At 69.5% G+C, this 24,484-nt stretch carries 23 protein-coding genes and 2 pseudogenes; 9 read left to right on the top strand and 16 right to left on the bottom strand.

Going from position 1 to position 24,484, the window contains the following annotated elements; genetic code table 11:
* Positions 1-103: 103 nt before the first annotated feature.
* On the top strand, positions 104-388 hold the full coding sequence (locus ACZ53N_RS08535) for an ester cyclase (RefSeq protein WP_469140182.1): 285 nt from the start codon (positions 104-106) through the stop codon (positions 386-388).
* Positions 389-670: 282 nt separating this feature from the next.
* Positions 671-1,339 (top strand): hypothetical protein, encoded by a 669-nt coding sequence (locus ACZ53N_RS08530; protein WP_469140181.1) that lies wholly within the window; start codon positions 671-673, stop codon positions 1,337-1,339.
* On the opposite strand, the gene ACZ53N_RS08525 is transcribed toward ACZ53N_RS08530, so the two are convergent.
* On the bottom strand, positions 1,318-1,713 hold the full coding sequence (locus ACZ53N_RS08525; protein ID WP_469140172.1) for an LppU/SCO3897 family protein: 396 nt from the start codon (positions 1,711-1,713) through the stop codon (positions 1,318-1,320). The two genes, ACZ53N_RS08530 and ACZ53N_RS08525, sit on opposite strands and share 22 nt — an antisense overlap.
* Positions 1,714-2,239: 526 nt before the next feature.
* On the opposite strand from ACZ53N_RS08525, the gene ACZ53N_RS08520 reads away from it, so the two are divergent.
* Entirely contained in the window at positions 2,240-2,716 is a 477-nt protein-coding gene (locus ACZ53N_RS08520) for a hypothetical protein (protein WP_469140171.1), read from the top strand.
* A gap of 78 nt (positions 2,717-2,794) precedes the next feature.
* On the opposite strand, the gene ACZ53N_RS08515 is transcribed toward ACZ53N_RS08520, so the two are convergent.
* The 3 genes and pseudogenes from ACZ53N_RS08515 to ACZ53N_RS08505 form a co-directional block, all read right to left on the bottom strand.
* On the bottom strand, positions 2,795-3,229 hold the full coding sequence (locus ACZ53N_RS08515) for a hypothetical protein (protein ID WP_469140170.1): 435 nt from the start codon (positions 3,227-3,229) through the stop codon (positions 2,795-2,797).
* A 58-nt stretch (positions 3,230-3,287) separates the two neighbouring features.
* Positions 3,288-3,356: pseudogene (locus tag ACZ53N_RS08510) on the bottom strand (hypothetical protein); the annotation flags it as partial.
* 109 nt (positions 3,357-3,465) lie between these two features.
* The gene (locus ACZ53N_RS08505) at positions 3,466-4,089 is read right to left on the bottom strand and encodes a hypothetical protein (RefSeq protein WP_469140169.1); all 624 of its coding nucleotides are present in this window, start codon (positions 4,087-4,089) and stop codon (positions 3,466-3,468) included.
* 305 nt (positions 4,090-4,394) lie between these two features.
* On the opposite strand from ACZ53N_RS08505, the gene ACZ53N_RS08500 reads away from it, so the two are divergent.
* Complete coding sequence (locus tag ACZ53N_RS08500) at positions 4,395-4,616, top strand: hypothetical protein (RefSeq protein WP_469140168.1); 222 nt, start codon at positions 4,395-4,397, stop codon at positions 4,614-4,616.
* Positions 4,617-5,301: 685 nt separating this feature from the next.
* Entirely contained in the window at positions 5,302-5,775 is a 474-nt protein-coding gene (locus tag ACZ53N_RS08495; RefSeq protein WP_469140167.1) for a hypothetical protein, read from the top strand.
* Positions 5,776-5,813: 38 nt separating this feature from the next.
* Here the strand turns inward: ACZ53N_RS08495 and ACZ53N_RS08490 are convergent.
* A pseudogene (locus ACZ53N_RS08490) lies at positions 5,814-6,017 on the bottom strand (IS630 family transposase); the annotation flags it as partial.
* A 440-nt stretch (positions 6,018-6,457) separates the two neighbouring features.
* Between ACZ53N_RS08490 and ACZ53N_RS08485 the strand changes: the two are divergent.
* Positions 6,458-10,165: an NACHT domain-containing protein gene (locus ACZ53N_RS08485; protein WP_469140166.1), complete on the top strand. Its 3,708-nt coding sequence runs from the start codon at positions 6,458-6,460 to the stop codon at positions 10,163-10,165.
* 295 nt (positions 10,166-10,460) lie between these two features.
* On the opposite strand, the gene ACZ53N_RS08480 is transcribed toward ACZ53N_RS08485, so the two are convergent.
* The 5 genes from ACZ53N_RS08480 to ACZ53N_RS08460 all read right to left on the bottom strand — a co-directional run bounded on the left by ACZ53N_RS08480 (position 10,461) and on the right by ACZ53N_RS08460 (position 14,060).
* The gene (locus ACZ53N_RS08480; protein ID WP_469140165.1) at positions 10,461-10,784 is read right to left on the bottom strand and encodes a hypothetical protein; all 324 of its coding nucleotides are present in this window, start codon (positions 10,782-10,784) and stop codon (positions 10,461-10,463) included.
* A gap of 161 nt (positions 10,785-10,945) precedes the next feature.
* Positions 10,946-11,230 (bottom strand): ribosomal protein L7/L12, encoded by a 285-nt coding sequence (locus ACZ53N_RS08475; RefSeq protein WP_469140164.1) that lies wholly within the window; start codon positions 11,228-11,230, stop codon positions 10,946-10,948.
* A 123-nt stretch (positions 11,231-11,353) separates the two neighbouring features.
* A complete protein-coding gene (locus tag ACZ53N_RS08470) occupies positions 11,354-12,229 on the bottom strand; it encodes a hypothetical protein (protein WP_469140163.1) in 876 nt (291 codons plus the stop codon).
* 10 nt (positions 12,230-12,239) lie between these two features.
* Positions 12,240-12,689 carry a papain-like cysteine protease family protein gene (locus ACZ53N_RS08465; RefSeq protein WP_469140162.1) on the bottom strand — a complete coding sequence of 150 codons (450 nt, stop codon included), beginning with the start codon at positions 12,687-12,689 and terminating at the stop codon, positions 12,240-12,242.
* Between the two features lie 531 nt (positions 12,690-13,220).
* Positions 13,221-14,060, bottom strand: coding sequence for an alpha/beta fold hydrolase (locus tag ACZ53N_RS08460; RefSeq protein ID WP_469140161.1), 840 nt, complete (start codon positions 14,058-14,060; stop codon positions 13,221-13,223).
* 98 nt (positions 14,061-14,158) lie between these two features.
* On the opposite strand from ACZ53N_RS08460, the gene ACZ53N_RS08455 reads away from it, so the two are divergent.
* Both ACZ53N_RS08455 and ACZ53N_RS08450 read left to right on the top strand, forming a co-directional pair.
* Positions 14,159-14,575, top strand: a complete 417-nt coding sequence (locus ACZ53N_RS08455; protein ID WP_469140160.1) for a hypothetical protein — start codon at positions 14,159-14,161, stop codon at positions 14,573-14,575.
* The gene (locus ACZ53N_RS08450) at positions 14,565-15,398 is read left to right on the top strand and encodes a hypothetical protein (protein ID WP_469140159.1); all 834 of its coding nucleotides are present in this window, start codon (positions 14,565-14,567) and stop codon (positions 15,396-15,398) included. Before ACZ53N_RS08455 ends, ACZ53N_RS08450 begins: the two co-directional genes overlap by 11 nt.
* A gap of 150 nt (positions 15,399-15,548) precedes the next feature.
* On the opposite strand, the gene ACZ53N_RS08445 is transcribed toward ACZ53N_RS08450, so the two are convergent.
* The 5 genes from ACZ53N_RS08445 to ACZ53N_RS08425 form a co-directional block, all read right to left on the bottom strand.
* Positions 15,549-16,430 (bottom strand): hypothetical protein, encoded by an 882-nt coding sequence (locus tag ACZ53N_RS08445; RefSeq protein WP_469140158.1) that lies wholly within the window; start codon positions 16,428-16,430, stop codon positions 15,549-15,551.
* A 32-nt stretch (positions 16,431-16,462) separates the two neighbouring features.
* Positions 16,463-17,317 (bottom strand): papain-like cysteine protease family protein, encoded by an 855-nt coding sequence (locus ACZ53N_RS08440; RefSeq protein ID WP_469140157.1) that lies wholly within the window; start codon positions 17,315-17,317, stop codon positions 16,463-16,465.
* A 63-nt stretch (positions 17,318-17,380) separates the two neighbouring features.
* Entirely contained in the window at positions 17,381-17,971 is a 591-nt protein-coding gene (locus ACZ53N_RS08435) for a hypothetical protein (RefSeq protein WP_469140156.1), read from the bottom strand.
* A gap of 70 nt (positions 17,972-18,041) precedes the next feature.
* Positions 18,042-20,036 carry an RICIN domain-containing protein gene (locus tag ACZ53N_RS08430; RefSeq protein WP_469140155.1) on the bottom strand — a complete coding sequence of 665 codons (1,995 nt, stop codon included), beginning with the start codon at positions 20,034-20,036 and terminating at the stop codon, positions 18,042-18,044.
* Positions 20,037-20,587: 551 nt separating this feature from the next.
* Positions 20,588-21,754 carry a PP2C family protein-serine/threonine phosphatase gene (locus ACZ53N_RS08425; protein WP_469140154.1) on the bottom strand — a complete coding sequence of 389 codons (1,167 nt, stop codon included), beginning with the start codon at positions 21,752-21,754 and terminating at the stop codon, positions 20,588-20,590.
* A gap of 114 nt (positions 21,755-21,868) precedes the next feature.
* Here ACZ53N_RS08425 and ACZ53N_RS08420 point away from each other — a divergent pair, with 114 nt between their 5' ends.
* On the top strand, positions 21,869-22,984 hold the full coding sequence (locus tag ACZ53N_RS08420) for a PP2C family protein-serine/threonine phosphatase (RefSeq protein WP_469140153.1): 1,116 nt from the start codon (positions 21,869-21,871) through the stop codon (positions 22,982-22,984).
* 59 nt (positions 22,985-23,043) lie between these two features.
* On the opposite strand, the gene ACZ53N_RS08415 is transcribed toward ACZ53N_RS08420, so the two are convergent.
* Positions 23,044-24,429, bottom strand: a complete 1,386-nt coding sequence (locus tag ACZ53N_RS08415) for a pyridoxal phosphate-dependent decarboxylase family protein (RefSeq protein WP_469140152.1) — start codon at positions 24,427-24,429, stop codon at positions 23,044-23,046.
* Positions 24,430-24,484: the final 55 nt, after the last annotated feature.

Below are 24,484 nucleotides of genomic sequence, written 5' to 3'. Positions count from 1 at the left end.
CACAGGATCAGACGGGGGCCGCCTTCTCGTCCGCTGAACTGCGAAAACGCCGACCAAGTTCGAGCCGTGTTCGACGCCGGACCATAAATGACAAGTTGAGGGGCTGAAGCAGATCTTCCGCGTCTTCTGGGAGGCGACGCCGGGCACGCACGAGATCCAGGACCAGGTGGCGGAGGGCGACAAGGTCGCCACGCGGCTGCTGTGCCGGGGTGTGCACGAGCGCGATCTGCCGGGCATTCCCGCCACGGGCAACCAATTGGAAATCACGGCGACGGTCGTCCACCGCATCGAGAACGGCAAGCTGGCGGAAAAGTGGTCCGACAAGGACACACTCGGTTTCCTGCAACAGCTCGGTGTCCTTCCGCCACTCGGGGAACCGACCGAGTAGAGCAACGGCGGCTGATGGACGTCGAACGAAGGGCGGAGGGCTCCTCAGTTCAGTACGCCGCGCTCCGCAGCCCCCACAGCCCCACAGCGGGCTGGTGACCAGCCGCTACTCCCCAACCTCCCTGATCGGTAAGCGGACGGCTTCTGACGTCACCGCGACGGCAGGACGCGGTTCGGGCCGTGGCCAACTGCCACTGGCCCAGTGGCATGCCGAGTTCCCGACATTAGTCGGCCAGCGCCTGACAGGAGCACGGTGAACGGGGTGCCTGCGGACCGCATCATCGTGGCGGTGAGAGCACAGGACCCCATCTCGCAGGCCGGAGTGGCGAGCCAGCTGCGCACCCGCCCCGAAGTACGGCTCGTCGACCGGGGCGGCAGCGAGGACGCCCAGGTGGCGGTCATGGTCGTGGACATCGTCGACGAGGTCGCACTGCGCGTACTGCGCCAGATCCAGCGGACCAGCACCGCGCGGGGGGTGCTGGTCACCACACAGATCGACGAGCAGCAACTGGTGAGCGCGGCGGAGTGCGGCTTCATCGGAGTCGTCCGGCGCGCAAAAGCCACCCCGGAACGGCTGGTCCAGGTGATAGGGGCCGTGGCGCGGGGCGAGGGGTATGTGCCGGCCGATCTGCTGGGCAGCCTGCTGGAACAGGTCGGCCGTCTGCAGGGCGAGGTGCTCGGGCCGCGCGGCATCAACTTCAACGGTCTGTCCGCCCGCGAGATCGAGCCAGCAGCCGCCAATCGTCATCCCTGCGGGCCCGGGGGTCCGGTCGGCGGCGCCGGAGACCCCAGGCGACTGACCAATAGGGGCTGCCTGCAGATGGTCGGCGTGAGGCCACGGACGGGGCGCCTGTACTGGGATGGCGACGGCCGCGGTGGCCACCGCTGGCACAGGCCAGGGGAAGGCTCTCGGCCGGGTGGCCGTTTCGGTCAGCGGCGGTTGGATTTGTAGCAGACGGCGAAGGACTCGGACGCCTTGCCCCAACTGATCTGCGTGAGCGCTCCTGTGGTGCCCTCGACATCCGAACACGCCAGGCCCGTGACGGCGCCGTCGATCTTCTTCAGGGCCTTGTACTCGGCCTTCGGGTCACCGCAATCCCGCTTCTTGATCTGCGGTTTCTCAGCAGTCCCAGTGTTCTCGAAGCAGTCACCCGCTGCCACGTCGGTGTGGTCATCTTCCGTCATGAACTGGCGATTGATGAGGAACGCGGCAACGCAGACCACGACCAGCACCCCTACGAACATCCAGATTCGGCGGAGACTGCGGTCGGGCTGGAGAGAGTCGCCCAGGGGCGGCAGCGTGGTCAAGAGAATCCCCGAAGTCATGTGCGTAGTGATGGGGGTTGAACTCTAATCGAACACTGCGACACCCGGCCGCTGGCCCGTGACAGCGTTCCTTGACGGCGTGCCATTGAAGATTGCTCATAGTCACCAGACAACGATCCCGCCCCTCTCGGCCTTGGCTCGCAACGTGGCGGCAACGATATTGTCGAAGCGCTGGGCGACGTAGCCGGCGTTGTAACCGCCCTGCCGGGCAAGGTGGTCGAAATGTGGACGGACTACCTCAACACTCGGCGAGGAACTCATCGATACCCAGCGCCACACGAGCCCAGCACTCCGCTGAGGTTGGCCGCACACCCGAAGGAAGCACGCATGACTGACCTGCCACCCAGCTCCAGCCCCAGCACCGCCCCGGATCCCCTGCGCAGCGTGTACCTGCGGCTGGTATCCACCGAATCGATACCCGACGAGGCCCGAGAGCACTACACCTACCTGCGCCCGGTAGCCACGGACCTGCTGGAGGGCATCGCCCTCGACACCCCGGACCACCTCCGCCTCCTCACCGACCACGATGTCGCAATGGTCGACCGGGACACCCTGCTCTCCGCTGCGCGAGCCAACCCTGCTCGCCGAGCCGGTCGACTACGACACCATCGACCTCCCCGGTGGCGCGGTCCTGCACCTCCTCGGCCACCCGGAGTCAATGCTCGCGGCCAGCAAGGTGCTGCTCTTCGACGAGGCGGTGCGAGCCGCCGGAGGCCCCGAACTCCCTGGCGAGGGGGTGCTGCTCACCGCCCCGAACCGGCACAACCTCGTTTTCTACCCGCTTGCCGACAGCCACGTGGGCGAGGCCGTCAACGCCCTGGCGCAGTTCGGGCAGGGTGCCTACGAGGACGGCCCCGGCCCTATCTCCCCGCGGGTGTTCTGGTGGCGCTCCGGCACGTTGACCTCGATCACGGTCTTCGACCACGAGAGCCGGACGATGAGCATCTCCCCGCCCAACGAACTCATGACGACCATGCGACGCCTGGCGGCTGCCGCCAGCTGAGGCATCGGGCGCCTCGGCCGGGTGCCTTGTCCGTGAAGTGATCAGCTTCGGCGACCACGGCGGCACCGGGCGCGCGCCCTACCGCCGTGCCGCCCCACCACACATTGGGCCGTAGTGCGGCGTCTGCCAGCCGAACCCGGGCCGGGAGCCGGAGCGTTGCAGGAGAATCCGGTCAGCGGGGCTCACCGCCGGCAGGTGCGCGATGCGCATCAGCCGTGGGGCCGGGACGGCCCGGGGACACAGAGGAGTGTGACGCCCTTCCTCGGCGAACAGCGCGGAAGCGCGTGCCGCCGTCGCCGCCGGTTCGATGACGGCGCCACGCAGATGCGCGTGTCCGTGCAGCAGGGTGGCCAGTAGCTTTCCAGTCCCGCCGCCCACGTCGACCACGTGCCGGACGGTCGCCCAGTCCCGGTTGGAGGCGAGCCACGGACCGATGTCGGAGACGTGGACGGACATGGCGCGTTCGAACGCTTCCGCCAGTTCCTGGTCGGCGGCGAGGGCTTTCCAGAACATCTTCCCACTTCGCGTAGTAGTCGTAGACCGGCTTGCAGGACTGGAAGTCGTGCGGCAGGTACTCCCACGGAATGCCGGTGCGGTTCGCGTGGCAGATCGTGTTCACAATCCCCCGCACGTCGTGCACACGCGCTGCTGCGCCGGGGCCGGTTCGCTTCACCCGCCACTGGATGAAGACCGTCTCGACCAAACTCACCGGGCACCAGACATGTCACTGCGATACGGCCGTCGAAAAGTCACGAGCCATGCGACGACGCCCGGGAGCCACGGTCACTCCAGCCGGGCAAAACCCGCCAACCCAGTGCAGATTTCCTCTCAGCCGCACTTGAATTCCCGGTCAGGATCCTCAGCGAGCCCACCCCGGTGACGCCTCCCAGCCCCGACGGCGTCAGACACGCCGTCGGGGACTCCGCGGGCAGCATTCGGACCGTGCGGTGGGCCGTGCCGCCCGCGCCGAGACCCTCCGTCACCCGGCCCGTGAGCGTCACGACCATGACGCCCGCGACCCGGACGGCGGTCGACTCCCCATAGACGATCACCGACTTCCGGCCGTCGGCGAAGCGCAGCCGCTCTCGCACGCGGGGCGAGTTCACCGTCACGCACGAAGCGGCGGGCGACTCTCCCACGCTGTGCCCAGCCGCCGGGACCGGCGTCGGCCCGAGCCCACGGCAGCTGTAGTCGCTGACGGCCTCGAGGGACGCCCGCTTCGGCAGAAGGGTCAGCCCCGGGCTGTACGTGGTGTTCTCCGCCCCCTCGCAGACGATCACCATGCCGGGTTCCGAGGCCGGAGCCGACGCCGCGGACGCTCCCGCCAGCACCAGGGAACACACAGCCACCACGGCACCACGTACACCGAACATTTCCCACCCCTCCGCACAGCCACGGTCGCGCCGACGATCGCACTCCGCTGCTCCCTACCCGCGCGGAACGCGCAAGTCGCTCCGCCGTAGGAGACTCCCGCAGCACACCGTCCCGGCCGCGCCAAGGCACGCACACCCCGGCGCGGGCCGAAAGCCGCACCACCCGCCAACGACGACGGGCTCACCCCAGCAGCTGAACGATGCCTAGAGCCGGAGAAGGCGCCCAAGATGCGTAGGACGTCCGGGCCCGGCACGCTGGAACGACGACCACTGGAAGCGTTCTCTGCGCGAAAGGGTGAGTTCTCGTGATCGTCCAGAAGCTTCACGAGGCAGGAGTCAAGAGCGAACACGCCTACTGTGCCGCCTTCGCTTCCATCGGCTTGACGGTCGTGGCGTGGGCAGGCTCGTTGAAGACCGAACCGGCAGGTATGGCTCGGGCCGACCGGTGGGGCATCTTTGTCGGAGAGTGGGCCCCGACCTTCTTCGCGCTGGGGCTCGCCCTGGCCCATTACGAGGACAGGGACTGACCGGCCGGGCGGTCCGGGCGGTCGGCAGACCACCTCCGGCTCCCGAACCGCCCGATCCCCCGCCCTGTAGCCGTCCGCGTTCCCCCACGTTCTGAGTCTTCGAACGTGCCCGGGGGCGGACGTCGCACTGGCCTGAGTTGCGTCACCCACCCTCCCCCGTAGTGTCCTGTCTTTACCCGGGTGCAGCTCTGCCGTCTGCCCCGGGTTTCGTGTTCTCCGGCCCCGGTGCGGCTGACGGCGAGCTCCCCGATTCCTTGAATCAAGAGTCCCTCCGTGGTTTCCTCCGCGCTCGACAACGAGCCGAAGCACCCGGCCGAGCCCCCGGCTCACGCGGCATCCGGCACCGCATCCAGGATGACATGGACATCCTCGACCAGTCGGTCGTCCTTACCGCCCTGCCCGCCATCCAGGAGACGACCGGCGCCGCACCCGCTCGTGGCACTGTCCCTCTTCCGGGGCAAGCAGTTCTCCGGCGGCCTGTCCGCACAGCTGATGCTCGGCCTGCTGTGCGGCCTGTTCTTCATGACCTGGACGCTGTACCTCCAGCGTGGCCTGGGAATGAGTCCGGTCATGGCGGCCTATGGACTCCAGGCCGGCAGCCGACAGGCCGACCTGACCCTCCTCGCGATGACCGTCCCGGTCGTGCTGGTCGGTAGGCGCAATCAACCGCGAGGCGTTCACCGGCGTGCTCTGGTGGGTCGGCGTGATGTGGGCCCTGATGTTCTTCCTGCCCAAGCACACGAAGAGTCAGGCCGGGGTTGCCTTGCCGGGGAACAGGCACTGGGCCGGATGGCGCCGTGTGGTCGTTGCCGTAGCCTTTGCCTGCGCAGCCACGACTACTGCCTCCTACTCGTTGGGGGCCATCAATCTGATGTCGACCGTGGCTGTGGCGCAGGACGGCGGGGCGGACTCGGCTCCGTTCCCCTACAGCCATCCGTGCCGGGCGCAGTTGAAGGGGGCGGTGGGGTATGACGTCCGGTTTCTCACCCTGCGCACCGTGTGCGTCATGGAAGACGGAGAGCGTGAAGCAGTGGACGACGTGCCGCAGGGGGTTCGGGTGACGGCAGCGGCATCGGCGGCCTGCACTACCGTGTTGGTGGGGATCGCGTTGGCAGCGCGGCCCCATGTGCGCGCTTCTGTGAGCGGACGCCGCCAGTGACCTGAGGCCAAAGAGGCTCACCGGGTTGTTGTCAGGCTGCGACGGCGGTTGCTGCCCCACAGGATGTCGTTGCCGATGGGGTAGCAGCCGTGGAAGTAAGTAGCGCCGTGGGTGCGGTGGTAGGTCGCCGGTACCCGGCCGGGCCCGCCCTGGTCGGCTCGGCAGGACCCGCCGGTCGGCCGGATGCTCAGCGGGCCGAACTCGTCGACCGCGCATGCGCGGTCCGGGAAGCGATCCAGGATTCAACCGCCACGACCACCAACCCGGCGAACCTATGAGGTCACAGCACTGGCCGTATCCCCCACGGTCACGGGCTCACGGTGCGTACCGGACGCTGTCCTCGGCCGACGGGCCCTGAGGTGTCCGTGCCCGCCGCCGCGGCAGCGGCTTGCGCGAGAGTGGGAAGACGGCTGGTAGGGCCCCGGAGCCGGCCGGGGTGCGTACGGCCAGGACGGGTCTGGGCCCGGTACGGCGTGGCGGCCCCCGCCCCTGGCCCGGTGGCGAGGCCGGTCAAGGGGTGGTAGCTGTGGAAGGAGGGCGGATTCCTCGACATCCCGCATCGGAGCGTCGGTGCACGGCCGGGCAAGGGCACGCAAGGGGGAATACCGGTGGGTCCTCGGCCCGTCCCGCGCGCGCCCGCTCCTCACCGCAGCGATCACCGCAGCGTACGGAGCTGGTGTCCATGGCGAACGCATTCCACCGGCCCAAGGTAAGGATCGTCACCGGCCCACCGGAGGGTGGGTTCTTCCGGGAGACGATCGCGCACCTGCGGCGGCCTTTCGACGCCACCGTCAGGGTGCTGCGGAGATGGTGGTTGCTGCATCGGGGCATCACCCACGCGAGACGGTGGCGGAATCCGTTCGTGACGACTGTGTTGATCCTCCTCTTCGGTGTCCTCGCCGCGGTGTTCGTCATCTGGGCCCTCCGGGGCCTGGTGGTCGCGATCTTCTTCAACGACACCGGAGAGAAGGACAACGGATGGTGGTGGGGAGCGTTCAACCCGGACAAGGCCTGTTCAAAGATCGGGACCTCCTGCGGAGCGGCCAACGGAGTGGTGATGCCGGTGCTCTTGCTGGCCATTTCGACTCTGCTGTTCCTGGCCTGGCGGCTCGGGCGGGTCCGCAGGTTCTGCACACGTAAGGCGAGGACAGAAGCCGGCAGCTTCGTACAGACGGCGGGCAGCCTCATGGACGAGGTGGTCGGGCGAGACCAGCTCTGCAATGCGATCATGAATAACCTTCGGGACCGGAAGGCCCGCCGCCCGCATATCGTCGTCGGCAATGTCGGGGCGGGTAAGACCGCGCTGCTGGTGCGTCTCGCCGAGAAACTCGCGGCCAAGGGCGCCGTCCCCATTCCGGTACGGCTGCGCGACGCCCAGGGGGATACCCTGGACTTCTGCGAACTGGCCCGTCAGCGTTTCCAGGAGATCGTGCAGCCGGTGGTGCGGTCGGACGGTGAGGTCGACCGGATCTGGCGGTGGCTGCGGCAGCGGGCCGACCGGATCGTGGTGCTCGGGGACGGCCTGGAGGAGACGCTCAGCCGGAATCACGCGAGCGGTCAGCGCGACAACCTGATCCGCAAGGCGATACGCAAGGCCGGCGACGAAGGACTGCCGCTGGTCATCGCCTCCCGGCCGCACGAACCGCTGCGCGCGATGCAGGCCGCCATGACGGAACTGGAGCCGCTGAGCGCGGAGGCGGCGTTGCAGTACATCGCCCGCAGCGGCAGCTGGCGCTCAGACTCCCTCCTCCTCGACCGGGTCGTGGAAGTCGCGAGGATGTCGGAGTCGCCCATCTATCTGCAGATCGCCAAGGATCTGCACCGCAGGGACCTCCTGGAGCCACTGTGGACGGAAGGCGGATCGACGGATCCGACGCTCCACGACACCTGGGAGCTGCGGGGCGACCTCATGGAGACGTGGCTGGACGCGCTCGTCGACGGGGACGTCCACCCGGAGCTGCCCATAGACCGTGACACCAGGTCGGTGGTAGTGGCCCATATCTCCGCCCTGGCCTGCATCGGGCTGGCGTCGGACCGCGCGGAAGTGGGGCTGTGGGAACTCGACCCCCGCATCGCCGGAGACCAGGACGGCGACGCGGAGACCGACAGCGGAAACACGTGGGCGCCGTGTAACGACGAATGGAACAGACGCATCGCCGAGGAACTGGACTACCAGCTGGACGGCCTGAGACGGGCACGGAGTTCCCAGGAGGCCGATGGCGCGTCGGCGTGCCAGGAGTCCTCCCCGGACGGCTCGGCGGACGCCGGGAGGCAATGCCTCGAAGGTCTCCGGACCGATCTCCGGCTCGCCGCGACCTGGGGTGCCCGGATGGGGCTGGTGCACGAGTACGGACGGAAGGCCCGTTTCCAGCACAGTGTCATGCAGGCCTATCTCGGGTCCCGCTTCCTGGCGAGGGAGCTCGGCAGCCCGGTGAGACAGTCACCGGCCTTCGGCCTGTGCGTGGATTCGGTGCCGCGCCTGGCTCAGCTCACCAAGGACCACATCCGCCAGGCGCTGCGGCATGGCGGACGAGAACTCCTCATCGCCTTCACCCTTCACTCCCGTTCGCTCGACGGCCGGTGCAGATGCGGCTACCGGCCGTCGGATCCGGCCGGACCCTGTTCGGTCTCCGTCATGCGCGACCTCTTGCGGGAGGAGGCCGGTCACCTGCTGGACGAGGCGATGCGGGCCGAGAAACTCTCCCGGCGGGGGCGTGCGACCGGCCTCGGCGGCCGGAGTCACGACGATCGGGGCAGTGCGCGGCTGAGGGCGCTCAGGATCTACGGATCCGCCGTGGAGATCGACAGCGTCGACGCCAGGCCGCAGCAGAACGAACTCTTCGGCGAGGTCAGGAAGCACTGGGCGGAGTTCGGATGGGGCCAGGACCCCGTGGCGCTCCGCGAGGCGAAGATCGTCCTGGTGGGGCAGTGCGGGGCGGCGGCCCGGCGCGTCGCCGTCGCCGGGAGCAACACACGGGCGTACGAGACTCTCTTCGAGATCGGCAGGTGCGAGCCGGACTACCGGGTACGTGCCGCGATCGCACAGGAAGCGGGGAGCGGTGGCGAGCGGGCCTACAAGGCGCTCGCTCTGTACGAGCACCTGGAGCGCCCTCAGCACGTGGTCAGCGACGGCCGCCCCCCGAAGCCACCCGGCGAGGAACCCGCCCGGCGGCCCTTCCTCGACTGGGTGGAAACGCAGGGAGACCGGGAGCGGCGCGCGGTGGTGCGGCTGCTGGAAAGACGGAAGGAACGGTACGAACGCACGACTGCCGAGGCGGAGGCCCTGGTCGAGAGGGAGAAGTGGTACGCCAACACCATGTGCGCCTGGGCGCTCCCCATGCTCGTCGACAGCGCCATGATGTCGCGTCACCTCGGCAGTCCCCGCGACGACCTGGAGAGATGGATAGCCCAGGCGACCGGCACGGCGGACGCGCCGGACGTGACGATGGGCCAGGGCAACAGACTGGCTCTGGGGATCTCGCTCGCGCAGGGTTTCAAGTTCGCTGCCAATCGGCGGCTCTGTCCCCATTCCGACAAGGAGGCCCGGCAGTTCCTCGTGAAGCAGGCCCAGGACATGCTCAGGCGGAGCACCTTTTGGTACACCCGGATGACGCTCCTGCACGCCCTGACCCTGTGGAGCCTGCCCGACGACGTGCACGCGGACCAGCCGCTCCGCGGGCACGGAGCCGACCCCAGGGGGCAGGTGCGGGAGTGGCTGGCGCTCGCCGAGGGCCAGCGGGAACACCCCTTGGTCGAGGCGGCCGGCAAGTTGGCGGTCCGCGCGCTGCAGACCCGTCGCCCCGAGCGGTTCCTGTGGATCGACGAGGCCGGTGTGGCCTCCGAGGTAGGCACCGAGGTGAGCAGTCCCGGGGAGCAACGGGTCCACAATCTCTGGATCCCGCCGTCCACCGGGTGGAGCACCCTGGACCCCGCGGCCCAGCAGCTCCTGGCGGACGTCCTGGTGCTGGCCGTGCTCGGCGAGCGTGGCTACCGCCCGAGGGACCTCTTCCGTCTCCTTGAGCTCTGCTGTCCGGAGAGCTGCAGGCTCCCCTCGTGCCTCAGCAGGGACCGCACGCGGCTGGACCCGGTGCGTGCGGTGGAGCGCACCTCACAGCCGGGCAGCAACTGCACGGACGAGTGCGGGATGAGGATGTGCCCCTACCCGGCCAAGGTGGAGAACCTGCGAGTGGAGTTCAGCGAGGTCTTCTGCCTGCATCAGCACGACCTGTTGAGAGCGTGGCAGCCCCGGTCGTGGCTCTTCCTGCGGTTCCGCCGGCAGGCTCCGTGGCAGCGCAAGGTACCGGTCGCCGGCCTGCGCCGGTTCTGGTGCCAGATGGGCGACCGGGCTCGCGACGTCAACCCCGAGGACATGGACGCCTCTGGGCGCTGAAGCGGCTGGCCGGTGCGCGGTCCTCCGCGAGCCGGGGCGTCTTCCGGGTCCCCCATCGCGTGCATGGTGTTGCACACAGGACCACTCGCCACTCGGCCTCGGAGGTCACGAGCCAAGGCACACATCGGCAGGGCGCGTCTGGCACACCGGCAGGACGTCGAGCCCGGCGCGCAAGCCCCAGGGCCGTACGGGCCGCTCAGGGATTCGCGCCGAGCGTCACCGACGGCCATCCGGGCCCCGGGAGCGTGAGGGTCGTGATGACTCTCTGGCAGCGGAGGACGGGACTGACGTGTGATCAGTTGGGGAAGGCTCCGGCATCGACGGCCTCGGCGTTGAGGTCGCACCAGGCAGTCGACGTGCCACCGGATCGGGCACGGTTTCCGAGCTTTCCGTACGTGTAACCGTCGGGCTTATGGCACACGACAAAAGCGGTGAACGAACTGCCGTAGCACGTGATCGACGCGCCATGGTGTCCACTGGCGCCTCGCTGGTATCGCCACGCGTCGCAGGAGAGATCATCGGTCGTACTCGAAGCGGAAGCCGGCGCCACGCCGAACACCCCTCCGCCCGCAAGGGCGAGAGCTGCCCCGACCGCCGCGATACGGAAGTGGATCCTCATGTGATCTCCTTTCCCTGACGAGGGTTCGACTGCTACGGGATGTGACGCTACTCAGGCCCCCGGAGCCTCGGTAGTACGAGGGCGGAACTTGGCCTGGAAGCGGTCGTGATACTTATCCAGGGACATGCAGAGCAAATCACCACTTCGCCGGGTGGCTCCGGCTACGTTCGCGGAACCAGCCGCTCGACCGCGTCCTTGGCGTCCTTCAGGCCGTCCCCGGTGAGCTCGCGGTAGGCCTTGATCGCCTTGATCTTCTGCCCATCACGCGCGAGCTCGGCGATCCGTGCCAGATCGGGGTTGTCCTCACGAATACCCAACTCATCGAGGATCAGGTCGATCTTGTGTTCCAGCCGCGAGACCTTGCGGCCGACCCGGTCCATCCGGCTCTCAATGCTCCAGGCGAACAGTCCCAGGAGGGGGAAGAGGAAGAGAAGTATCGTGTCCATGACGAAGAGCCTAGGCTTCTCCGAAAGCGGCCAGTGGATCGTCGGGCCCGGCACCCTCCTGCCGCCCCCCGCCCCAGGCGGGCCCGCAGGCCGGCCTGGAGCGGGGGGTGTACGGGGTCGGGCTCAGCCGGTGCTCGCGCGCCGGCGCCGACGGAGCACGACGGCCCCGCCCGCGAGGGCGAGTGCCGCACCGGAACCGCCGGCAAGGAGCAGGGTGGACGGCGACGAGTCGTCCGCCTCGCGCTGGGGGCTGTAGCCGCTGGAGTAGCCCTTGGTGTCGTACTCCGAGCCGGGCAGCTTGTCGGCGTAGCGGGCCTTGACCAGCTTCTGGTAGTCGCTGAGCGACACCGACGCCTGGCCGCCCAGCCCTTGCCGGGCCTGGTCGTTGAGTGGCTCGACCGTGTTGAGCTTGAGCTGGTACCAGCCGCGGATCTGCGGCTCGGTGAAGACCAGCGTGCCCACGGTGGCCTTGCCGGCGTATGTGGCGTCGCTGTCGCCGTCGCGCACGGCCGCCAGGTGCCAGCCGCCGCCCTGGGTGGGGGCGAGCATGACGGTGGCGTTGCGGCCGTTGACGGTGGCGCTCAGCGAGGAGACCAGCTGCGTCAGCTTGACCGCTTCGGTGGGCAGTGGCTGGGAGGTGCCCGCGACGAACCCGGGAGTGATCTCGTTCAGTGCCAACGGGTCCTTGATCGTGAAGGCCGGGAGGCCTTGGCACGGCTCGGCCGTTTCGGGGACCGGCTGCACCGTACCGCCGCCGGTGGGCACCGGGGTGCGCAGGAAGCGGCAGACCGCGTTGCGGACGTCGGTGGACTTCACCGCGTTGAGGGCGGCCTGGTAGTCGGGGATGTCGGCCGGGAGCGGGTCCTTGGCCGGGGCCGCGTGGGCCGGCCCGACGGCGGACAGCAGTGCGGATGCGCTCAGTGCGAGGACGATGGCCAGGCGGGAGGAGCGAGAGTCCGCCCGCTTGTTGGACGTTCTGGTGCCGCTGGTGTCGCGCATGTCGCCTGCCTTAGCGGGAGATGCCGATACGGGAGTGGGTCCACTTGGACGAGCTGTTGCTCACGTAGTCGTTGTAGTTCCACCATGTGTACGTGGCGGTGTCCGGCCACGGGTCACCGACGGCAATGGTGTTGTTCGACGTGTCGAAGCCGTAGACCACGTTCATGTGGCCGCCGCCGGACGTCCACCCGATGCGGGCACCGATCGGCCGGGCCGCCTTGACGTCGGTGTACACCTGGTTGAACGTGGCCGCGCTGCTCAGGCCCGAGCCGGTGTGGGCCATGCCGAGGCTGCCCCAGCCCCTGGCCATGTCATCGAGCGTGGCGGGCTGGTTGTTGCAGCCGTAGGCAGGCTGGGCCCGGGTGCAGAAGTCCGTCTGCGTGGAGCCATAGCCCTGGTACTTGGCGATGGTCAGCCCGGAGGCAACCCAGCACCACTGGGTCTTCTCCTGCTTGTACATGGTGATGCTGTCCTGAGCCGCTTCCGCGTGAGCCGTACCTCCTGCGGCCACAAGCAATCCTGAGGCGGCCAGCGCGATGGCCGACGCCGTGGTTCCGTACCTGAATCTGCCCATGTTCCTGCCTTCCCCTGATGGGTGCGACGAGATGAGTGGGGCGTTCTGGCACGGATATGACAGCGCATCATGTCAAAGTCATATAGAAGCCAGGCAGGAAATTAACCCCTACTGATTATTTGGCAGGTAATCATGTAACTCGGGTGACGACAGCCTCCGGGCGGCCCCGGGCCCGTCGCGCCTGGCGCAGCTTCAGCAGCCCGAGCCGGTTGAGACCCACTCCCTCGCACTCGGCTCGTTACCGCTTGCCGGGTAAATGTCGCCCCACGCCAGAGACAGCGGACCGATCCTGTCCGCTAGGGGTGTCAGGGTGGCTTCATGGAAGCAGACGCACCCGACGGGAACCGGACGCTGCGCGAGCAGTGGGAGGTCCACCGGAAACATCAGCGCCGAGGCTGGCTCAAGGGCTCAAGGCTCTCACCGACGATGAGTACTTCCGGCCGGGGCTTCCCGGCGGCGCCGACTGTCCGCGAACACCTCGACGAGCCGCTCGGCGAATTCGACCGGCCATTTCGCGTAGCCGATGTGGCCGCCGGGAAACTCCGTCAGTTCCTGACCGATCCGCTCGGCGAGGACAGCCGCCGGGCGGTGGATGATCTGCGTGCTCGACGTGCTTCCCGCCGCCACCACGATCCGCCGCGCCGCCGTCGTCACGGCCGCGAGGTCGGGCACGCAGCGTGTGAACGGCCGCATCGTGTGGGCGAGGAAGAAGGCGGTGTTGTCGTGTGTCCGAGGCAGTACTGGCGCGGGACGGCCGCCGAAGAGGGCATTGAGTTTCCGCATCGCCGGCGCGACGCCGTCACGACGGAAGGTCTCGTGGACGTCGTCGATGAACACCGAGTGGGCCTCGGCGTCCGGCAGCAGCGCCAACGCGGGAGGTTCGTGCACGACCGCCGACCGGATGAGGTCCGGGTACCGCACGGCGAGTTCGAGTGCGACGAGCCCACCCGAACAACTACCGAACACCTGCACGAACTCCCCCGCCGCAGCCACGTGGCCGAGCAAGCGATACGCGTCGTCGGTGTGCACGTCGATCCGCTGGTCGACGGGCGGCCCGTCGAGCGGACTGCGCGAGTTGCCGCGCGGATCGTAGGTCAGGACGCGGTGGTCCTCGGCGAGCACGGCGGCCATGGGGTCGAAGACGGCGGCGTCGGAATTGCCGCCCGCGATGAGCAACAGGAGCGGGCCCGCGCCTCGTACTTCGAAGTGAAGCCGCGCGCCCGGTACTGCCAGCGTTTCCGTCTCCGGCCTGCTCATCACCCTCCAGGGTCGAGCCGACGCGCCGCCACCGAGTCACGGCTTGCCACCACAGCGTAGCCAGCCGGAGCGGTGCGCGCCAGAATCGTAGGACCACGATGCTCCACGACATTCCGAGGCGTGATGCCATGCCCGATCGTCCGAACGGCGGTCACAGCACCGCCGCAGCACCACGGTTGCTCTTCAATGCCCAGCCCTTCGGCTTCGGGCCGGCGGCCGCCATGTCGATCCTCGCCGCGGAACTCGCGCCCGTCTGCGAACGGCTGGCCTACATCGGCAGCGGGCACACCCTGGACCTGCAAACAAGGCCGCCATACCACGCCGTCCATGACACGACCGGCCGGTCAACGGACGAACTGCTCGCCCTTCTGGGGGATGCGGCGCCGCGGTATGACTTGTTCGTCACGGCCATGGATTTCGAGATGGCCGAGCTGGCCCGGCGCGCCGGGCTCGATGTGGCCGTCTACGATGCGCTCACCTGGTACTGGCCCACCAATCCCGGACGTGGCTCATGAAGCGGTGCTGTACCTCGTCCAGGACTTCTTCGGGGTACGGGAGCGCGTCGCCGCGGACCCGGCACTGCACGGACGCGCCGTGATCGTTCCCCCCGTCATCACCCGCGGACGCGCCTGGCGACCCGGCCGGCACATCCTGGTCAATCTGGGTGGTCTGCACAACCCGTGCTGGCTGCCGGACGACGCCGTCGCCTACGCACGCCTCATGCTCGCTGCCGTCCGCGCGAGCGTGCCCGGCGACCTGCCCCTCATCGTGGCGACGAGTCGGACCGTCGCCGCCGCGCTCGACGACCCGGATGTCGGAACCTACGATCACGTCACGATGCTCGAGCTCATGGGCACCGCCGCGTACGCCTGCATGACCTCGGGCCTCGGCAACATCTACGACGTCGCGGCGACCGGCGTACCGACCGTGTGGCTACCGGCCGCCAACGACAGTCAGCCCGAGCAGATCCGCCTGCTCTGTCGGCACGGCTACTGTGACGCGTGCCTGGACTGGGCAGACGTCGGCCGGCCTGTCGACTACCGCGCTCCCACGCCCGCGGTCTCGCAGGCGATCAGCCGCGTCGTGCGTGAGGTGTCCGGCGACCGGCAGCTACGCGCCCGGCTGACGGGCCGTCTGACGGAACTGACCGCCGGACTCGGCGTCACGGAGGACAGGGCCCGGGCATTCACGGGCCGTTTCGGCCAGGACGGCATGAGTAAAGCCGCCGAGGCTGTCGTGCGGTGGTTCGAGGGACTCGTTGACGGCCCGCGAGGGCCGGGGCACGCGCGAGCGGCCTCGGGTGATGGCGGGCGTCGTCCACCCCTGCCGCGCCGGTGAGTCCGGTGGTGAGGATTCGCGCGCGAAGCGCGGGTCGCGCCCGCCTGCCGACCGGCTCCGGGCGGCCGTGGCTCCATGGTCGCGCCGACCACAACGCCGCCCGGCGGTCCGGTCCCCGCTGAGGGAACCGGACCGCCGGGCGGGACTGCGTCAGGCCGAGCGGCGTCGGCGGCGCAGGTGGAGGACCCCCGCGCCCGATGCCGCCAGCACGGCCGCGCCGGAGGCTGCGGGGAGCCACGGGGCGGACGCGCGGGAGGGCTCGGTGGTGGGCTGGTCGCCGGCGAGGGCGTAGCCGCCGGCGAGGCCCTTGCGGTCGTAGGACGAGCCGGGTTGTTTGTCGCCGTAGCGCTTGGCGACGAGTCGCTGGTACGCGGCGAGGGTGACGCGCGGCTTGCCCTGGAGGGCTGTGCGGGCCTCCTTGTTGAGCGGCTCGACGGAGCCGCTGCCGGTCAGCCGGTACCAGCCGTGGATCTGCGGCTCCATGAAGGTACGCGCCTGGTCGGTGCCGCGTTCGGCGGCGCTGATGTCCGTGTCGCCGTCACGGATGCCGGCCAGTTGCCAGTCCTTGCCGCCCTTCCCCGGGTCTCCCGGCTTGCCCGGTGCGAGCAGGACGGCGGCCTGGTGGCCGTTGGCAGCCGAAACGCGGGAGGCCAGGTAGGACAGCCGCAGGGCCGACCCCTTGGTGGGCTTGGCCTTGCCGGTGACGAACTCGGGCGCGAGCTCGTAGAGGGGTACCGGCTTCTTGAGGTCGAAGCCGGGCGCGGCAGCGGGGGCCAGGCCGCGCGGGGCGCCGGCCGTGCCGCCGTCCGCGCCGGCGGCCGGGGTCCGCTGCTCGGCGGCTGTCAGGAAACGCGAGACGGTGTCGTGGACCTTGCCGGAGCCCAGCACCTTCTGGGCGGCGGCGTAGTCGGTCGCGGCGGGCGGGCCGGCCATGGTGGGGCCGTCGGCGGCCTGAGCGGGGACGATTCCGCAGAGGGCGGCAGCGGCGGCGGCCGCGAGCAGGGTGGCGGCGCGTCCGGTCGTACGGTGCATGGTGGGGTTTCTCCTCTGGCCGTGGATGCCGATTAGCTGTGAATGCCGATGCGCGAGTGGGTCCACCGGAAGGAGTTGTTTCCGGAGTAGGAGGAGTAGTTCCACCAGGTGTACGTCTGCGTGCTGGGCCAGGGATCGCCGACCGCGACCATGTTGCTGGTGCTGTCGTAGCCGTAGATGACGTTCATGTGGCCGCCGCCGGAGGTCCAGCCGATGCGGACGGCGAACGGGCGCCCGCCTGCGATCTCGCTCTGGGTCTCGCCGAAGGAGGCGTTGCGGTACAGGTCGGTGCCGCTGTTGCGGAAGCCCATGTTGCGCAGGCCGTTGGCCATGTCGCCCAGGGTGGCAGGCTGGTTGTTGCAGTCCAGTCCGCTGTTGCCCTGGGCTGCCAGGCGGCAGAAGTCGTACTGGTTGTAGTTGGTGTAGCCCCAGTAGTTGGCGATGGTCAGGCCGGAGGCGTCCCAGCACCACTGGTCTCGTACCTGCTTCTGCATGCCGATGTTCAGCTGCTTCTGCGCGGCGGGGCGGCTGGTGGCGCAGACCGGCAGCCCGCCGGTGTCCTCCCGGATGAAGGCGTCGGCGATGTAGAAGGCGCCGGACCAGATCCAGCGGGAGTTGTTCTCGACGACGTCGCCGGTGGTGCGGCAGGACATCGAGACGCGGTCGCCGACGCGTGAGGTGCCGGTGACGTTGAAGGACAGGGACGGCTGGGAGCGCTGGTTGACGGTTTGGAAGTTGCCCTGCCCACCGGTGACGGTGCCGGTGGCCGCTGCCTGGGCCTCGGGGGCGACGCCCAGCAGGAGTCCGCCGGACAGGACGGCGGCCATCGTGGAGAGAAGGGTCTTTCTGCGGCCCGGTATACGGGCAGGCCTACGGGATCCGAGCATGGGGGGTTCCTCTGTCGTTCAGATGTCGGTCGGGTACGGGGCCCGGTGTGGGTCCGGTGCCGGTCAGGCGTTGTGGTGGGAGCGGCGGCGCCGCAGCCAGAACGCGGCTGGTATGCCGACGGCGGAGAGGGCCAGGGCGGTGACGCCGAAGGCCACGGCGCCGGGCCGTCCGCCGTCGGACGAGGTTGCGGTTGCGGGCGCCTTGGCGACCGCGGGTGCGGCGGAGGGCGCTCGCGACGGGGCGGGCGGTCCGGCCGGTGTGCCGGTGGGGCCCGCCAGGGATGCCGCGGTCACCTCGGACCGCGTTTCGGTGCGGCCGAGCGCCGGGAAGGCCGTCTGTGCCGTGATGGTCCAGTCCCCGGCGGGCAGGGCCTCGGCGGTGGTGAAGGTTCCGAGCTGTCCGGGGACGGGGACGAACCGCCAGGGGCCGAGTGTGGTGCCGTCGGCCGAGGTCGCGGTGAGGGTGCCGGCGACCTTCTCGTTCACGGGGTGGCCGTCGTCCTCCCAGGTGGCCTTGGTGGTGGGGTGGCCGGCGGACACACCGGTGACGGTCAGATGGATGGTGTCGCCGTGGGCGTGTGCCGTTGCGGCAGGACCCAGGACCAACAGACCCGTGAGAGTGGCGGCCGCTGCCGTGAAGCGGCGATCGGGCATGAGGGGATGGCTCCGGTGTGAGTGGGGAGGGTGGCAGGGGCCCGCACGAGCCCCTGCCACCGGGGGTGGTTCAGGCGGACTTCCGCAGGGTCCATGCCTGGTAGCCGGAGCTGTCCGGCTTCTGGAGTTCGAGCAGCCAGGCCCCGTAGTACGGGCGTTTGCCGATGCCCAGGACGAGAGAACTGCCGCGGGCCGTGAGGCGCAGACCGTCAGCCGACTTGGTCAGTTGCCACTGCTGGGCGGCGCTGCCGGAGCAGGGTTGTTGGGCGACCCACTGGCCGGGGTTCGCGTCTCCGCCGAGCTGCAGGCACTTGCCGGTCGCGACCGAGCGCAGCCGCACACCATCGCCGGCGTCGTCGAGGTACCACTGCTGCGGTGTGAAGCCGTTGGCCTGGGATGCGACCAGGACGGTGCCGTCCGCGGTCTTGCCGCCCCAGATCTCGGCCGCCAGTCCGGTGTGCCCGTTGGTCAGCGTGTACCGCGTGCCGGGCTTGGTGGTGGTGCTGCCGACGGGCGGGGTGTGGAACGACACCGTACGGCCGGGCCGGGCGTCGCGTCCGGCCTGGTCGCGGACCGCGACGGCGATCGTGTAGTCGGTGTCGGGCCGCAGGTGGTGGATGCGCGCCGAGTTCGTCTGTACCCATCCCGCGTGGCTGCCGTTCAGCAGCAGCCCGTACCAGGCGGCGGCGGGGGACGCCGGCCAGCTGACCACGGCCGAGTCGGACGTCAGCTGTCCGACGACCGGGACGGGGCCCGTCGACGGTCCGCCGCTGCCGGTGGGCGTCGGCTTCGGTGTCGGCGTGGGGCTCGGGTCGGGGTCCGGCCGGGTGCCGCCGCCGGTCATCAGGAACTGGTTGTTCGCGACATTCCAGTGAGTTGCCAGGTAACTGCCCGGCTGTGGACTGGTGTGGTAGTAGTCGTCGTGCTTGCAGTCCAGGCGCTCGTCGTGGCCCCGCTCGGGGCAGACGTCGCGCATGGTGGGGTAGTACGGCGCGTCCGAGTAGCACATGACGTCCCACTCGTCGGTGCAGTGTGCGGCGCGGCTGGTGTTCGGGGCGCTGTTGTTCACCGCTCCGAGGTTGTGGCCGAGCTCGTGCGCGGCGGTCGAACCGCCCCAGCATCCGGTGTCCGTACGGCCGTAGGAGGGGCCGAAGTTGCTGAGGTTGGCGGCGCCGGGCCGCTCGTCGCCGCTGAAGGTGCCGATGCCGCAGTAGACCTTGGCGTCCGCGAAGATCATGTATTTGCGGTCACGCCGGTCGAATCCCTTCGCCGCGAGCGCGGAGTTCATCGCGCCGAACTCGGCCAGTGCCGGGCTCGGCACCTCGACGTTGAGTACGGAGGGGGCGCAGTCGGCACCGGTCACGAACCGGATGTGCCGTACGCCGCCGGTCTCCTGCGCGCTGGCGAAGTAGATGGTGTCGGCGTCGGCGGCCCACTTGCGGAACGAGGCCAGGTACTCGGCGTACCGGTCGTCGCCGGGTCCGTGGACGTACACGACCTGTACGCGGTTGCCGGTGCTGCCGTCCCCGTCGCACTGCACCGACTGACCGGCCGGTGCCGCCTTCGCGCTCGCCGTAGGCCGCGTGGGGGCGGCGGGAGGCGACTTGGTGGCGGCGGTGCCCGCCTGGCGGGCGTCGATGGAGGCGGTGGTGCCGGCGGACGGCTGCCCCTGTGATGCCTTGCCGGTGTCGGGGCGGCCGGGTGTCTCGGCCGCGTCCTGTGTCTTCGCGGCGGGCGGCGTGTCCTTGGTGATGTCCACGCCCTTGGGCGGCTTGTCGGGGCCGTGTGTGCAACGACCGTCGGCGGTCCGCAGGACGCCGACACAGCGGTCGCCCTTGGAGGCGGGACGCAAGCCCTTGTAGACCAGGCCGCGTGTGCGGTCGTCGTCGGGTATTCGGGACACCGGTTCCGGTGTCGTGTCGTGGGCGGGGGCCGGAGCCGGACCGTCGGCCACCGTCTGGGCGACGGTGGCTTGCGGCCGGGACGGCTCGTTGTCGAAGACGCCACCGAGTGCTGCCGTGCCGACGAGCGCTCCGGCTGTGACGGCGACCGCGGCAATGAGCATGCCGCGTTTTCGTCGTCGTTGCTGCACCTGTCTTCTGCGACCGGGCAAGGCCACACCTCATTTCCTTGGGGGAGTTGTGGGTGGCCGGAAGTGTGCCAGAACGAACAGGCCGACAGACAGGATTGTTTGACGGGGTGAAATGTTGAGCATGATTCCCAAGAGGGCGCACACCTCACCCGGGAAACAGACAAGTCCCCCATGAAAAAAGGTGACTTGAACAACCCGGGACTAAAGGTCTATTCCAATCCCGTTTCACGTGGCGGACGTTGCTTAATAAGATCGTTACCACGGAAGGAATGAGTCCACTTGTGTGCGCTCGCGCAGCGTGGTGGCACTATCACCCCTTGATCAACTTCCGGGGGAATCCGCCCCCGTGACCCAAAGGGTGGCTTATGGATCGCAATTGCGGCCGACCTCGGGCATTCCGGTCGACTGTGCGCCACCCGGCCCCCGCGAACCGCCGAAGCCGACGATGACGCCGTGTTCTCGCCTCACTCACAATGAGTAGCCGCGCCGGGTAGCCGCGCCCGAGTTATGCGCCGGCTTCTTCCTCACCCCAGATCGACCGGGCCCCGATCGATCTCATCCCGGTCGATCTCGTCCCGGTCAATGAGGAGCATCGCCACATCGTCCGCGAGTGCGCCCTCGGTGTGCCGGATCAACGCTTGATGCAGCTGTTCCAGAAACTCCTGCGGGGTGCGGGCGTACACCGCTTCCATGGCCTCGGACAGGGGGAAGAAGTCGCTGTGGCGATTGCGGGCTTCGAGGACACCGTCGGTGTGCAACAACAGACGGTCACCGGGGAGGAACGGATAGCTCTCCGCCTGGCCGTTGAGACCGACGATGAAGTCCTCCAGGCCCAGAGGCGGCAGAACGGAGGCGGGCGTGAGCGCCTGAACCTTGCCCCGGCACAGCATCAGCGGAGGAGGATGACCACGGTTGACCACCTCGACCACGGGCCCGTCCGGCACCTGGACCACGACAGCGGTGACGAAGCCCTCCACCACGGCTTCCTGATCGAACGCACCCGGTACGGCACACTCCCGACGCAGTGCGGCCGCGCAGTGGTTCATCACCTCCACCAGGTCGTCCTCATAGTGCACGGACTCCCGGAACGCGCCCAGCACGGCCGCCGCCGCGCGCACAGCGGGCAGCCCCTTGCCCCGCACGTCCCCCACGATCATCCGGACCCCGTAGCGGGTCCGCACGGCCTCGTACAGATCACCGCCGATCCGCGCCCCCGCCTCGGCCGCGAGGTAGATGCTGGCCGCTCGGACTGGGCCCAGCCGGGCGGGTACCGGCCGCAGGATGACCTCCTGCGCCGCCGCGGCGATCCGGCGGACCTGGTCGAGCTCGCTCTGCCTGCGCGTCCGCACGGCACTGCTCGTCGTGACACCGGCGACGGACACCAGGAAGAGGGCCAGAAAATTGGTGTAAACCTGTTGGCTGCCCCACGCATCGTTGTGGGTCGCGGTGGCCACACTGACGGCCACCGCGACAGCCACCGCCGAGACGGTGCCGCGGGGCCCCATCGTCACCGCGGCCAGCGCCGGCGTCGCGGTCAGGAGCGGGCCCGTGTACAGAAAGTGTGCGGGCGAGAACTCGATGGCCACCACGAGCAGGGCGATCGCGAACGGTACGCACTGGCCGAGTGTGAAGAGGACCCGGCTGTAGGCACCCGTTCCTGGCCGAGGGGATGAGCGGAAAAGCCACCGCATGAGTCCAGGCTCCCCCCTGGAACCTCAATGTTCCACCCGCGGCCGGAGCCGCGTCGCGCCTACCCGGGCGGGGTCGAAGGCAGGTGGCAGACTGAAAAGGTGTCCTTTCGGCCGTTGACGCATGTTCGCCACACCTGGCAGCCAGGCCACGCGCCCGCGCTGGTGGTGATCCCGCTCGTGCTGATCGTCGCGGTCTGTGCGGTCGATGTCCTGGCCCCGCGGCACATCCATCTCGGCCCGCTGCTGGTGGCGGCCCCCGCGATCACGGTGGCGTTCGCGGGCGCGCGTCTGACGGCATTGGTCGGCGCGCTCACCGTCGTGGCACAGCTGGTGATCGGCGAGGCGAGAGGCGTGATCGACACCGCCAATATCCAGGCGCAGGTCGCCGCGCTGATAGTCGTCTCGACCCTGCTGGTCGTCTTCTGCCTGGTGCGGGACCGCCGGGAGCGGGAACTGTACCGGGTGAAGTCCGTGGCCGAGGTCGCCCAGCACGTCCTTCTGCAGCCGCTCCCCCGCCGCAGCGGCCCCCTCCGCATTGCCTGCCTCTATCTGCCCGCCGAAGCCGAAGCCGAGATGGGCGGCGACCTGTACGCGGCGGCGCGCACGACGAGCGGCAGTACCCGGCTGCTCATCGGTGACGTCCGCGGCAAGGGCCTTGCCGCGATCAGCCACGCCGCCCTGCTGCTCGGAGCGTTCCGCGCCGCCGCCCACCGGCAGGCGACGCTGGCCCGTCTCGCCGTCCATCTGGACGGCGCGGTGCGTTGGGACACCACGCAATGGCGCACCACGAATGAACCGGACGACGACGAATCCTTCGCGACCGCCATCCTGCTGGACATCCCGGACGACGAACCCGTGGTCCGTCTGATCCCCTGCGGCCACCCGCCACCCCTGCTGATCCGCCGGAACCGGGTCAGCACGCTCCGGCCGGGAGTGAGCCATCTGCCCATCGGTCTGGGCGCAGTGGGCGGGCTCGCCGAACCGGACGACTACGCAGTCGAGACGTTCGGCTTCGAGGCGGGGGATCTGCTGCTGCTCTACACCGACGGGGTCATCGAGGCCCGCGACGCCGACGGTGCCTTCTTCCCGCTCACCGAACGGGCGGCGGCCTGGGACAGTGACAGCCCCGAGGCATTCATGCGGCAGTTGCGCGAGGACCTGATGGCCCATGTCCGGGGTCATCTGGGCGACGACGCCGCGGTGGTGGCCATCCACCGCGACGCGCCCTGAGTTCCCGGGCCGGCGGACGGCAGGCAACAAAGGCACCCAGGCACGCAGGCACGCGCGCACTACCGCAACGAACTGACCGCCTCTTCCAGCGCCTTGACGATCAGCCGGGCGTCCTTGTCGGTCGTGCGCCAGTTGCTGAAGGCGGCCCGTAGCGCGGGCAGTCCGGCGTAGACCGTGGGGGTCAGGAAGACCTCTTGGGCCAGCGCCTCGGCGAGCGTGGCGAGGCGTTCGACGGAGGGGTCCTCCGCCAGGGTGAAGCAGACGACGTTCAGCCGGACCGGCGCGAGGAGCCGTAGCCCGTCGAGGGCCTCGACGGCCCGCCCGACGGTGTGCGCGCACGCCACGCAGCGCTCCACGATCTCGCGGTGCCCGTCGCGCCCGTAGGCACGCAGGGCGAACCAGGCCGCGAGCGCGCGCAGGCGCCGGGAGTTCTCCGGGGTGAGATGGACGAAGTCGGGGGTGTCGCCCAGCGGGCCGAGATAGGCGGCCGCGTTCTGGAAGACGCGGACCTGCAGGTCCCGGCGGCGGGTGAACTGCACCGCGCTGTCGTAGGGGACGTTCAGCCACTTGTGCAGGTCCACGCAGAGCGAGTCGGCCAGGTCCAGGCCGTCGACGAGGTGCGCGTGGTCCGGGGACAGTCCGGCGAAGGCGCCGAACGCGGCGTCCACGTGGAGCCAGAAGTCGTAGCGTTCCCGCAGTGCCGCGATGGCTCGCAGGTCGTCGAAGTCGACGGTGTTGACCGTGCCCGCGTTGGCCACGACGATGCGGGGCCCGTCCGCCTCCCGCAGCGCCTGCTCCAGGGCCACCGGGTCGATCGCCTCACGGCCGGGGAGGGTCGGCACCGTTTGCAGTGCGGCGCGTCCCAGGCCGAGCATCGACAGGCCCTTGGCCACGCTCGAGTGCGGGCTGCCCGACAGCACACGCACCGCTCCCAGAGCGCCCACCCCGTCCTCGGCGGGCGAGACGCCGAGCCGCTCGCCGAGCCATTCGCGGGCAATGGCCAGCCCGACGGTGTTGGACATGGTGGCACCGCTGACGAACGTTCCCTCGTGACGGTCGGACAGGCCGAAGAGGTCACGCAGCCAACCGATCGTCTCGCGTTCGAGGTGTTGCGCCGTGGCGTCCAGCGACGATGTGGCGTTCTGGTCGACGGCCGCCGTCAGCCAGTCCCCGGCCAGCGCCGCGGGGGTCACGCCGCCGGTGACGAAACCGAGGTAGCGCGGCCCGGCGGCGGCCGACAGTCCCGGTTCCCAGCGCTCGGTGAACTCCCCCAATGCGGCCCGCAGTCCGACCCCGTGCTCGGCCAGCGGCACGGCGTGCGGGGGCCGGGTCCTCGGGACGACCGGAGCGTCTTCCAGGCCGTCGAGGAATGCCGTGGCGTGTCGGCGGGTGATCTCCAGGAGTTCCGGTAGCTGGGCGAGGTCCGACGCGAGTCGAGGGTGCACTGCTGGCTCCGTTCTTCGGTTCGGGGCGACGCTAGCCCGAGGGGGCCGCGGGCGG

The sequence above is a fragment of the Streptomyces sp. NPDC033229 genome, from assembly GCF_055576875.1.
The sequence above is the reverse complement of the archived record's forward strand: the minus strand, read 5'-3'. Positions and strand labels throughout refer to the sequence as shown.